This is a genomic window from Siccibacter colletis (assembly GCF_025914095.1).
GTDB classification, from domain to species: domain Bacteria; phylum Pseudomonadota; class Gammaproteobacteria; order Enterobacterales; family Enterobacteriaceae; genus Siccibacter; species Siccibacter colletis.
In genome coordinates this window covers 170,847-183,406 of sequence record NZ_CP074352.1, presented here as the reverse complement: position 1 = coordinate 183,406, position 12,560 = coordinate 170,847, and the positions used below count along the sequence as shown (strand labels likewise).

At 62.3% G+C, this 12,560-nt stretch carries 6 protein-coding genes; all 6 read right to left on the bottom strand.

The annotated features are described in order from the left end of the window. Nucleotides 1–50: 50 nt before the first annotated feature. The gene (gene hmsP, locus KFZ77_RS00875) at nucleotides 51–2,048 is read right to left on the bottom strand and encodes a biofilm formation regulator HmsP (protein ID WP_264385205.1); all 1,998 of its coding nucleotides are present in this window, start codon (nucleotides 2,046–2,048) and stop codon (nucleotides 51–53) included. Nucleotides 2,049–2,155: 107 nt separating this feature from the next. Further along, nucleotides 2,156–5,656, bottom strand: coding sequence for a cellulose synthase complex outer membrane protein BcsC (gene bcsC, locus KFZ77_RS00870; RefSeq protein ID WP_264385204.1), 3,501 nt, complete (start codon nucleotides 5,654–5,656; stop codon nucleotides 2,156–2,158). Next, complete coding sequence (gene bcsZ, locus KFZ77_RS00865; protein WP_264385203.1) at nucleotides 5,638–6,741, bottom strand: cellulose synthase complex periplasmic endoglucanase BcsZ; 1,104 nt, start codon at nucleotides 6,739–6,741, stop codon at nucleotides 5,638–5,640. The genes bcsC and bcsZ overlap by 19 nt, the downstream gene beginning before the upstream one ends. A 10-nt stretch (nucleotides 6,742–6,751) precedes the next feature. Then, nucleotides 6,752–9,193 carry a cellulose biosynthesis cyclic di-GMP-binding regulatory protein BcsB gene (bcsB, locus tag KFZ77_RS00860; protein WP_264385202.1) on the bottom strand — a complete coding sequence of 814 codons (2,442 nt, stop codon included), beginning with the start codon at nucleotides 9,191–9,193 and terminating at the stop codon, nucleotides 6,752–6,754. 10 nt (nucleotides 9,194–9,203) lie between these two features. Further along, nucleotides 9,204–11,822, bottom strand: a complete 2,619-nt coding sequence (gene bcsA, locus KFZ77_RS00855; protein ID WP_264385201.1) for a UDP-forming cellulose synthase catalytic subunit — start codon at nucleotides 11,820–11,822, stop codon at nucleotides 9,204–9,206. Beyond that, nucleotides 11,819–12,553: a cellulose biosynthesis protein BcsQ gene (bcsQ, locus tag KFZ77_RS00850; protein ID WP_264385200.1), complete on the bottom strand. Its 735-nt coding sequence runs from the start codon at nucleotides 12,551–12,553 to the stop codon at nucleotides 11,819–11,821. The genes bcsA and bcsQ overlap by 4 nt, the downstream gene beginning before the upstream one ends. Nucleotides 12,554–12,560 lie beyond the last annotated feature (7 nt).

The window sequence follows — 12,560 nt, the reverse complement described above, 5'->3', positions numbered from 1 at the left end:
TTAAAAGCTTGAGCTGACTCGCGCCAGCTCGGCTGGAGTTACCCTGGCGTTTATGCCTGGTGCGAAGCGGGTAGAAAATCGGCTTCAAACTGCGCCGGAGGGAGCGCGCGGGCGAACAGGTAGCCCTGCGCCACCTCCACGCCTTCATCAATCAGCCACTGGCGCTGCGCTGCATTTTCCACCCCTTCGGCAATCACACTCAATTGCAGACTGTGCGCCAGGTTGATGATGGCCCGTACCATGCAGCTGTCGTCCGGCAGATCGTTGATGAAGTTTTTGTCGATTTTAATCACGTCCAGCGGCAGCGATTTCATGCGGTGCAGCTGGCGCAGGCTGGCATAGCCCATCCCGAAATCATCCAGCGCCACTTTCACGCCGGCATGGCGCAGCGGACGCAGAATGGCAACCGCCGCGTCGGGATCGTCAATCCGGCGGCTCTCTGTCACTTCCAGAATCAGGGTGCCCGGCTCGATATGGTAGCGATGCAGCAGCTCCATCACCGAAGCCACCATATCGTCGTGCAGCAGTTGCAGGGCGGAAATATTGACTGACAGCGGCATCATGATGCCGCGGCGTTGCCAGGCGGCCAGCAGACGGCAGGACTCTTCGAGGATCCAGTTGCCGATATGCACCATCAGCCCGGAGGATTCGATGCGTTCAATCAGATCGTCCGGCAGCGCCCACTCGCCGTCCGGCTGGCGCTGGCGCAGCAGCACTTCAGCGCTCACCACCTCACCGGTTTTCAGCGCCACCTGAGGCTGTAACCAGATGGCGAAGGCCTGATTGTCGAGGGCGTTCAGCAGATCGCTCTCTTCGGTAAGACGCTGCTGCGCCTCGGTCAGCTGCTGTTCATCGAAGAACTGGATCTGGTTTTTACCGGCGCGGCGCGCGCTGAGCGCCGCCGATACCGCCCGACGGTAGAGTTGTTCGGCGCTGGTGTCGCCGTAGTACATCGCGATACCGATACTGGCGGTAGGGCGCAGCGCGCTGTTTTCCAGCGCCACCGGCTCGTTGAGCGCCGCCATCAGTTTCTGGCTCAGGGACATCGCCTGCCACGGCTCGCGCACGCCGTGGGCGAGGATCGCAAAGTCGTAGTGGCTGACCTGGGCCAGCATCATGCGCGGCATCAGCTGCGCTTTCATTTTTTCTGCCAGCTGGCGCAGCAGCAACTCCCGCTGCTCATCATTCAGCGCGCCGGCGGCGTCCTGCAACGTTTCGCAGGCCACTACAATCACGGCGGTGGTCTGGTTGCCGATGACGGACTGCTCCAGCATCGCCATCAGCAGCGCTTTATTAGGGAGTGAGGTCACCGGAAAACGCGTAGTCCGGGTGTTCATCTCGTCATACTGGCGCATCGCCATCTGCTGATTGCGGTTGTAGCTGCGCACCAGCATGCCGATTTCATCATCATGATGCAGGCGCGGCAGCGCCAGCTGGTGCCCGGCGGCATCCTGGGCGTCAAGATGATTAAGCTCGCGGGCAATGCGCCGCAGCGGGTGGACGATCAGGCGGTTGATGCACCAGGTAATGGCGACCGTCAGAATAAGCGCCAGCAGAAAATAGGTCGTCACCAGCGTCGAGAGCGTGCTGAGGATAAATTTATACATGCGCCAGGAGTCGGCCTGCAGCACCAGATAGGCCAGCGGCTGCGGGTTGCCGGGCCGCTCGGTGGAGTAGAGCGGGAGCGATATCTGCACCGGAAGCTCAAACAGCCGCGCCACCATCACCGGCACCGGACGCTCGGGCAGGAAGCGCACGCGCAGCGCCTGGAACTGGTTGGGTAACACCACATCGGCGCGGGCAACAATGCCCGTGGGCTGAATGGCATTCAGGATAGCTTCCGCTTCGGGAATATTGGCTTTCAGGATGGCGGTAGAGAGCGGCTGGCGCACCGAGCGGGCGATGCTTTCCATTTGCGTGGCCGTGTTATAGCGGCTCTGTTGCACGAAGTGAAAGAGCTGGATCACGAGAAAAATAAAAATAAACACCACGGCAACGGCTGCCACCATCGCCATCTGTTTGATCGTTAATGAACGACTGACTCGCAAGTTTACTCTCCATTGATACACCGCCGGGCAGGAAGCGTCCTGCCGCGGCAGAGTATATCGCATCGGGATGGCATTTTAGCGCGCGACGTCAGACAGATTAATCCGTTTTACCAGTCAGCGTACGGCACCAGCGGCTGCGGCGGCATATCCATGTCGCCCTGCCAGCCAGCCTGAGAGTATCGCACGAAAATTAATGCGTGGCTTGGCGTATAGTCTTTCGCTTCCTGGATATCAATCCCCGCACCAATCGACCAGTTCGACGAAATTCGCCGCTCAATCAATGCCCTTGCCGTATAGCCTACACCGGAACTGCTGCTGCCCTCTTCCGGCGCGAACTTATCGGTAAAGCGGCTCAGACGCGGATCGTCATTCGCCACCGGCGCCGGGATCAGGCTCTTGATCGGGTAGCGCGGCTGGGTATTGGTTTTCGAGTGCGACCAGGAGACCGACCCGCCCAGCTCCCACGACCAGTTGTCGGTGCGCTGACGCCACACCACCGGCACCGCGAACGACACGTACTCCTGCGGGCTGTAGTAGCCGCCCTGGCCGAGGCTGTAACCGCTCAGATCCTTATCGTAGCGCCACACCATGTTATTCAGGCCGACGGTGACACGGCGGTTATTTTCATTGACCAGCTTGTAGTAGTAGCCGGTCATCCAGCGCACGCGCCAGTTATCTTCCACGTTCTTGCCGTTGAGCGAGTCGGCGCTCAGGCTCGACCATACGCCGTGCGCCTCGCCCTTGTCATAGCTCAGGCTCACCCCACCGCCGGTGGCGCGCACGCCGCCCCAGGTGGTGTTGGTGTTCGGATCGGTTTGCCCGGCGAACGCCAACATTGAGCTGGAGATCGGGCGACGATGGGCGTTGAGGGTATAGCCGAGCGGGCCGAGATCGCTGCTGTAACTCAGGCTGCCGACCACATCGACCACTTTGAAGCCCATCGGCGTGGTGCCGATGTCCATATCCCAGGTATCGTTACGCCAGCCGACGGCGACGCTGGCTCCGCGCGCGCTCTGGTTGGTGCGCCCGCTACAGTAGGTTTCGGCGCAGGTGCCCCAGTCTTCACGGTACTGCCCGCTGCTGTCGGTGCCGAACTGCCCGACGTCCATATTCACCATATCGCTGCGGAAGAACATGCGTCCGTCGTACAGCGGCGCGTCCGCCTGCAGCATGGTGGTATGCGCTTCCAGATCGGAGTAGCCCGGCGTACCGCTTGAACCCCAGTAGTCATGCATCAGGGTGACGTTCACGTCCTGCTGGCGATACTGGTCCGCTGCATCGCTGCGAATGCCGCGCTTCAGCCAGTCATCTTTCTCATCGTTGCGCGTCAGGCGCGTGAAGCTGTCGTTGTCTGCCGGGCGTTGCGTGGTGATGCCGCCCGCCACCATCGCATCGCGCCAGGTTTCCAGCGCCTGCTGGCCCTGCTGGTTTTGGCCCTGCAACCGCGCAGCATCACGCAGCACCAGCGCGCTCTCCTGCGAAGGCGGCATCGCTTTCGCCTGGGGCACAATCTGGCTGAAGGTCTGCTGTGCCGCGGCCTGCTCGCCGGTGGCAGCCTGCACCATGGCGATACGGCGCTGGCTGTTAAGGGTCAGCGGCTCGCTGCGCTGCTGCGAGGTCAGCTTCGCCAGCTGCGCCTGGGCTGCTGCATTGTCATGCTCCGCCGCCAGCACTTCAGCGATACCGAGACGGGCATCGTCGCTCTGCAGCGTGCGGGCCAGCACGTTCTGGTACTGCGCTTTGGCTTCCGCGTTATCGCCCCGCTGCTGCGCCCAGTCGGCGAGCGTCAGGTCGATGCGATCGGAGGGCGGCTGCTGGCGCAGCAGCGCAATGGCTTGCGCCTCGTCGCCGCTGTCGCGCAGACGATTCGCCTTCGCCAGCAGCTGATTGCTCTGAATGCGGTCCGCCAGCTCGGTAATATTGGCGTTCCACTGGCTGCGCGCCAGGGTGTTGAGATGATTCAGCGCGGCCTGCTCGCGGTCGCTGCCGGAGAGATACAGCCCGTAAGCATAGACCTGCTCCGGGTCGGCGGGTTTCTGCTGCGCCAGGGTGCGGAACAGCGCATCAGCCTCGCTGCGCTGCCCGGCGGCAGAGAGATCCTGCGCCAGCCGGTAAGTGATCCACACGCTGCCAGGGTCGAGCTGCAGACGCTGGCGCTGCACCTGCGCCGCCTCAGCAAAGCGCCCGGCGTTTTCCAGCGCCGCGGCCTGCTGCTCCAGTCGGTCGTTATTCAGGCTGCGGGCGATGTCATCCACGCTACGACGCTGGCTGGCGTTAAGGCTGGCGAGAAACGCTTCGGCGCGTTCCGGCGACTGGCGGCGATAAACGTTCGCCAGACCGCGCACCGCATTGCTGTTGCTGGCATCCATGCGCAGGGTTTGCTGGTAGAAGCGCTCGGCAGCAGCATCGTCTTTACGCGCCACCGCCACGTCACCCAGGCCAAGCACCGCATAGCTGTCGGTATTGTCCACGCTGCGCGCCTGCTGGTATTTACGCTCCGCGCTGGCGGTGTCGTTGGCTTTCAGCGCCGCATCGCCCTGCTCGATCAACAGCCAGTAGCGGTTGGTCTGCAACAGACTGTCCCACTTGCTGCGGCTGCTGCTCTGTGGGTCCATCGCAATGGCTTTCTCAAACTGCTGCACGGCGCGGGCGCGGTTGCCCTGTTGGGAATACGCCTGACCGAGCGCGCCCACGGTTTCGCTGTCGTTCTGTCCGGCATTGATAGCCGCTTCCAGCGGTGCCACGGCGGCAGCGCCCTGTCCGGTATCCACATCCGCCAGCCCCTGCGCGCGTGCGCGAAACGCCGGGTCGGCCAGCTGGCTCTGCTGCTGCGCCAGCTGGGTACGGGCTTTATCCACGGTTTCTCCGGAGGAGAAAACACCAAGGAAACGCTGGAGCGCGGCAACGCTCTGCGGGCTGGCCGGTGCGCCCTGTAACTGCTGATACCAGAGGGTAGCGGCGGTTTCTCGTCCGGTGCTGGAGCGCGCCATCTGCTCCAGCACAGCGTAGCCTTCATCGGGCTGGCCACTGGAGAACAGCAGCTGCGCGAGGCTGGCTTGCAGAGTGTTGTTGCCCGGCTCGCTGGCATTCAGCGCTTTCAGACGGGTAATGGCTTCGTTGCGGCGCGCCGGTTCACGGGCCACCAGCGTCCAGTATTCTACCCCCAGCTCACCGCCAGGCGGCGGGCCGCCGAACAGCTTGTCATAGGCAGCGATCGCCTCTGCGTTACGCCCTGAGGTGGAGAGCAGCCGCGCCTGCTGCAGCGCCTGGCGCCCTTCCGGCGCGGAAAGTGCCAGAGCGGTACGCGAGGTGCGATACGCTTCCGATTCCGGTGCCAGCGTTTTCAGGCGTTCCAGCTGCTGTTGCGCCTGTGCGGTGTCGCCCTGACGCAGGGTGTAGCGCAGCCGTGCAGCGATCACCTCCGGATTATCCGGGTCCATCAGCTCAAGCCGGTAGAGCGACTGGCGCACCAGGTCGTCGCGTTTGGTCGCCTCGCCGAGCCGAACCTGCTCCAGCAGCTGCTGCTGTGCAGAAGGCGCGGCAAGCGCCTGCGGCGCCAGGCTCATACCCAGCGCGATCGACAACAGCGTTAATGAGAACTTGCGCATTGCTGGCCCCACTGAGGTTGTAGCTCACCCCGTGCAGTAAAACGATAACGGTACTGGTCCCAGCCCTGACCAAACAGGGCAAGAACATAGTTGTAATAGGCATCTTTTGCCGGGAAGTTATCCACGACGCGCAGCCGCTGTTGCGCCTGGGCATCCCTGTCCTGCAGGAACGGCAGCATCGCTGCGGAGAAGCCGACCGGGCCGTCACCCTGCACGGCACCGCTCACGACGTTCACTTTTTCCGGCGGCAGGCCGTGCTGCTGAGTGCGGGACGCCATGCCTTTAAGACGCGCCAGCAGGCGGGCCTTCTGCGGATCTTTGTCATGCATCATGCCGACCCACATATAGACGCGAATGGCATCGTAGCTGCTGATAAGCGGTTTATCGATTTTCAGCTGCCAGCCCTTATCCTTTTTCCAGCTTACCCAGTCCGGCGAGAAACCCTTCGGCGCGGTTTCGCGCAGCAGCCGCAGGTTAGTTTCACGCAGCGTGGTCCAGGGCAGGCCGAAGCGGGTGAAATACATCGCCAGCTGCGGCGGCAGGTAGCTTGGGTTAAAGCGCCAGTCGGTTTTATCGGCGAAGCCGACTTTACCCGGGAGCAGCATCAGCCCCAGCCCCGGCACCTTCACCACCTCTTCGCGCGCGATGCGTGCCAGCAGGGCGCTACCGAGCGTGGTGTAGTCCTGGTGTTTCCACAGCCGCCCCGCTTCCAGCAGCGAATACGCAATCCACAGATCGCCATCGGATGCCGAATTGGTATCCAGCACCGCCCAGCTGTTTTCATCCTTGCGGCCCCACAGCCAGGCGGGGAGGTGCTCTTTGAGCGAGCCCTGCGCCAGGTTGTCCTGCGTCCAGCCCAGCAGCTTATCGAACGCCGCCCGATCGTTAGCGACCAGCGCGAAGAACAGCGCATAGCTCTGCCCTTCCGAGGTGGTAATCTGGCGAGCATCGGCCGGGTCGATCACCCGGCCATCCTCACTGACGTAGTCGGTTTTGAACTGCTCCCAGGCAGGCCAGGTGCAGGCCGCGCGCAGCGGCGCCGCCAGCATCATCAATACCGCCATTACCAGCCAGCGCGCTTTCATGGTCTTCACCTTAGTCATGCGGATCGAGGCGGCGGCGGCTCAGAATACGCAGCAGACGCCACAGTACCCAGGCCAGCAGCAGCACGCTGATCGCCGCAAAGATCGCCAGCAGGATCGGATGGTTCGCGAAGGCATACCAGATGCGGTCGAACCACGGCAGGTGGCCAACGTAGTAAACGTCACCCACGCGCAGGCTGTTCACGCCGGATTCACGGATGACGGCAACCGAGCCGAACATCGCGGCGCGTTTGCCGCTGTCGTTCAGCGCGTCGTTAAGCAGCTCGTACCCGCGCGGGCTGTCGGCCAGCAGGGCCACGACGCTGCGCTGATCGTTAAACGGCGACTGAAAACCGATCACCGCTGCCATTGGCGCATCAGAGGTGACGGTGGTCTGCACGTCTGCGGTACGATCTTTGTCGTCCGGCATGATGCCCGACAGGGACGGCTCGCGCTGCGGCGTTTTCACCCAGCTGCGGGTCGCCTGCACCAGCAGATCGATGCGTTTCTCATCCTTCAACTGCTCCGGGAGCGTGCCGACGATCAGGATATCGTGGTCACTGCCCTGTACCTTGCTGCCATCGTCGGTGATATTGAGGTTAACCGCCGGGAAACCGGTCTGCCCACCCACATTAGCCACGGCATCCAGCAGCGCGGTAACCTGTGCGGCGCTCGGCTGTTTCGCCACAACAATCGTGGTGTCCGAGAGATCGGCCATGCGGCTGAACGGGAAACCGGCGTTCGCGAACGAGCGCAGGTCCGGCATGGCGATGAAGTGATGGTATTTCGAGAAGTCGATAGTGGAATCATCGGCCACCACTACGCGGTTCTGCACCGGCTGTACGGTGACGCAGTTATCAACTGTGCCACCCGGCATCGGATTCGCGTACTGGAAGTCGAAGCGCAGCTGGTTGATGGCCCCAAGGCGCAGCGCCGGAATCGATACTTCGGTTTTGCCGTCCAGCAGTCCCTGCAACACCGGCAGACGCAGCAGCAGACGGTTGGTTTCGTCTTTGGTCGCCAGGCTGTAAGACTGCAGGAACTGGTTGTTGAGGCTGATATCCATGCGCGAATTGTCATTGGTCGGCGGCGTGGTGTAACGGTAGTTGAGCTTCATATCAATACCGTTGCTGCGCAGCAGATAGAGATCCGGCGGCAGGTTAAGCGTCAGGTTAATGGCGGCCGGCTCCAGGCCGCTCGACTGCAGCTGTTCCTCGTACGTCTTCAGCTCGCCAAAGGTAATGGCGCGATCGGTGCGCACCCAGTTTGGCGCATCGTAGGGCTGACGCGGCAGCAGCGGTTTAACGTCATTGACCACCACTTTCGAGCCGCGGAACAACACGTTGCCCTGGGCGATACCTTTGGCGGCCTGCACCAGATCCTTGTCGTCACGCCCCATCACCACCAGCAGCTTCACGTAAGGGTTATCCGGGTGGTTCATCATTTCGATGGTTGGCGCATCGACCGCCGGATGGTCGCGCAGGAAATCCGGGCGATTATCGTTGGTGGCAAACACGATGGCGTTGCGGTCCGGGAGCTGGTTGAACAGCGTCGGGAAGCTTTGACCGCGCCACATCGCGCGCGAGCCGAACCACGAGGCGACAATCGCCGCCGCCTGCTGCTGCGCCAGATTTGGCGAAGCGGCAAACACCACCGGCAGATCGACGCGGCGGGTATCGCGCGCATCAAAGAACGGCACCGGGAAGTGGGAGAGGTCGTTCTGCAGCGCCAGGCGCTGATAGGTCAGGTTCAGGGCGCTGTTGCGGCCCACGTCCATCCACAGCGTGGAGCTGGAGAGGTTTTCGCACACGTCGCGATAGTGGCCGACGAACTCCAGCCGCACGCGGTTGAAATCGGTGATGTAGAGCGGATCGATCGGCATTTGCGCCGTCGTCTTCTTACCGAGCTGCTCGCGGGTGACCGGCAGGACGCCCATCAGTTCATCGTTAAGATACACCTTGAGCTGGGACTGGGTCGGCAGCAGCGATGGCGACGGCGTGTATTCCAGATTCAGCATCGCGGAGGAGATCACCTCATCGCTGCGCATGCCGAACTCAATCGCCCCGTTCGGGTTGGTGCCGCGCAATACCATGCTGCCCGGCGGCGGCGCGATTTGCGCGAAGCTCAGGGTGACATCCCGCGTCGGCGCGTTCTGGGCAACCACCGGCGCACCGGCGCGGATCACGCCGGGCTGTACCTGGCCCTGCTGCGGCGCAGTGACCCCGGTCGCTGCTCCGACAGCATTTGCCGTTGGCGTGGCCGGCGTCAGGTTTTCCGTGCGCGTCTGATCCGGCGTCACGATCCCCTGGGTGGCGGGCGCGACGGCCGGCGCCGCTGGCGCAGCGGTGGCAGCAGGATTGGCCGGAACCACGCCCGGCGCTGCATAACTTGTTAAGGCAGGAACAGCGCTCATCCCTACCGCCACTGCACAAATCCAGGATATTTTTCTTTTCATCGCGTTGTCATCATTGTTGAGCCATAACCGGACCGGGATACTCCTCCGCCACCGCACGCGCCGGGCGACGGGGAATAAAAGAGACAATCCAGGCAACCAGCGTGGTGAGAGTACGGAAAACCAGTTTCAACGACGCAGGGGCGAACTCGGCCAGATGGCGATAGCCCCGGAATCCCATTTTGAGAATGTCGAGCAGGCTCTCCAGAGGTTTATCCTCCGGGAAACTGTCCTGCCAGAGCGCCCAGGTGTCGGCGCGTGCAAAGGTGCACTGAACAAAATCGATATGCTGCTGCGTCGTGAGCTGCCCGAGCTGCAGCCCGACTTCAGAGCCGAACACGCGCATCACCTGCGCCGGGAACACGTACTCCTGCGGGCCGCGCTTGAGCAGCAGGTTAACCTTCTGCCCTTCCAGCATCTGCGCCTGCCCGTTAATCTTCACGCCGATACCGCCATCCGAGAAGTCGTGCACGGTACAGGAGAAGAGATGGCCGTCATCGCGGGCAATGGCTGCCGGCATGCGGATTTCGACGCGGTGCGCGCGGCGCACCTGCTTGCTTTCCACCGACACCGCCACCGCGCCGCCGAGGATAATCAGGTTGTAGAACACCCACAGCAGGCTGACCAGCACGGTCAGGGTTTCGTTCTCCGGCCCGGCGAAGTAGCGCCAGATGCCGAAGCCCACCCCCACCAGGTTAATCACCACCAGCCAGAGATAGGGGCGCGAAATAACCCAGTCGATGTATTCGCTCTCAACCAGTCCGCCTTTAGCGGTCACGTTGAACTTCCCTTTATGCGGGTTAAACAGCGCCACCATCGTCGGCCGGGCGATATACCAGGCCAGCACCGTTTCGTAGATCTCACTCCAGAACGAGTGGCGATATTTGCCCTGGATTTTCGAGTTGGTCAGGCTGGCGTGCATCATGTGCGGCAGTACAAACAGCGCAATCATGATCGCCGGAGCATAGATGATATAGGCGTGCAGCAGCAGAAACGCCAGCGGGGCGGTCAGGAAGATCAGCCGCGGTATTCCGGACAGGAAGTGGAACATGGCGTTGACGTAGCACAGCCGCTGGGCCAGCTTCAGCCCTTTACCAAACAGCGGGTTATCGAGACGGAAGATCTGCACCATGCCGCGCGCCCAGCGAATACGCTGCCCGATGTGCGATGAGAGACTTTCCGTCGCCATCCCCGCCGCCTGCGGAATACGCATGTAGGCCGAGGTGTGGCCGCGGCGGTGCAGACGCAGCGAGGTGTGGGCATCTTCGGTCACGGTTTCTACCGCAATGCCGCCGATCTCATCCAGCGGGCCACGGCGAATCACGGCACAGGAGCCGCAGAAGAAGGTCGCGTCCCACATGTCGTTCCCGTCCTGCACCAGGCCGTAGAACAGCGTGCCTTCGTTCGGCGTCTGGCGGAAGCGGCCCAGGTTACGTTCGAACGGGTCCGGCGAGAAGAAGTGGTGCGGCGTCTGCATCATCGCCAGCTTCTTGTCTTTGATGAACCAGCCCATCGTGAGCTGCAGGAAAGAGCGCGTCGGCACGTGGTCACAGTCGAAGATAGAGACGAAATCACCCTTTGCATACTTCAGGGCGTTGTTGATGTTGCCCGCTTTGGCGTGATTGTGTTCGGTACGGGCGATATAGTTCACCCCGACGGTGTGGGCGAACTCCTTAAACTCCTCGCGCCCGCCATCATCCAGCAACCAGATCTGCAGCTTGTCCTTCGGCCAGTCGATGCCGAGCGAGGCATAAATGGTATTTTTCACCACGTTCAGATCTTCGTTATAGGTCGGCACAAAGATATCTACCGACGGCCAGGTGCTCATATCCTTCGGCAGCGGCACCGGCTGGCGGTTGAGCGGCCAGATCACCTGGAAATAGCCCAGCACCAGCACGATCCACGCGTACGTTTCGGCAAACAGCAGCACCAGACCGCACACCAGACTGACCGGGTCGTTCCAGTTCAGGGTTGAGGTATAGCGCCACCAGATGTAGCGGCAGGAGACGGTGAGCGACAGCACGATCAGCATCAGCGCCGAGAAGCGCCCCGGAATGCGGCGCACCAGCATAGCAATGCCCCACAGCAGGATCAGGAAGGTGAACTGCGCCAGCGGGTTAAACGGCTGGGTGACGCAGAGAATCGCCAGGATCAGCGAAAACACCACGATGACGCCCAGCACTATCTTGCGCGCGGTCTGGCTGAGATGGCCCAGCTCTTTCTTGTCATCCAGATGCTGCGTGTCCTCATTGAACCGCTGCGGCAGCGTCTCAAGCCAGGTGTGATAGCGCAGCCGCAGGCGTTGCAGCCGCGATACGGAGCGCCAGCGCGGGCCAGGCTGGCTGTGCTGCGGGTGCGTCACCAGTAGCCACAGGCTTTGCAGCAGATAACGCACGCAGTCCAGCGGACGCGGACGGTGCGGATCGATATGGGGGAACAGCACCGCGTGGCGCTCGCGAATCGCCGCCCAGCGCTGGTTTTCCAGCGGCAGCAGCGTCCAGGCCAGCACCAGCCACAGGCAACCCAGCCAGGCGCTGAACAGCGGCGTGCCGTTGCTGCGCCAGGTACGATAGTGCAGATGCAGCCGCTGGCTGGCCTGCGGCTGAAGTAACCACCCGGTGAGGCGGCTCATCCGGCTCTCCCGGAAAAGTGAAGCAGGCTCCAGTTGGCGAGGGTCATCATCTCCTCGGCGGCCAGCGCATCCGGGCGATATTCACCCAGCGGCTGTTTCGCGGCCAGGCACTCCGCCATCGATTCATCGCGATGGATCAGTATCGGCAGCAGATGGCGCTGGCTTTGCAGCCAGAGCTGGAAAATGTCGTCCTGCAGCTGGCTACCGACGCGCAGATAGTTCAGCAGAATATGGCCGTTCGGCGGCAGCGGTTGCTGGTGCAGGCGCACATGGCAGTTGGCGTCCGGGCGCACCACCACCAGCGTGTGGTCGGCAGCCTCGCTCAGCAGGCGCGTTAAGGGTGCGTTGCCGTGAGGCAGGTCGAGAATAATCCACTGCCAGCCGCCGCTGGCTTTCAGCGTGTCCAGCGACTGGCGAAACGCATTGAGCGCCGTTGAGTGCGTAGAAAGCGCCACGCGCTCATCGTCGCTCATCTGCCCGAACGGCAGTACATCCAGATGACGGGTATATCGCCACGCCGCGCTGCGCCAGTCCTCGCCATCAAGCATGGCGCGACCCCAGCCGCCGCGATGGGCGAAATCGATATTAAAGGAGAGACGTAACAGGTTGTCCGGCGAGCCATCGATCAGCAGCACCTTTTCATCGAGCATTTGCAGCGCCCATGCCAGCGCGGCAGCGACCGTCGTGGTGCCCACTCCGCCGCGAATACCCTGTAAAGCCAGAATAGCCATGGTGTTT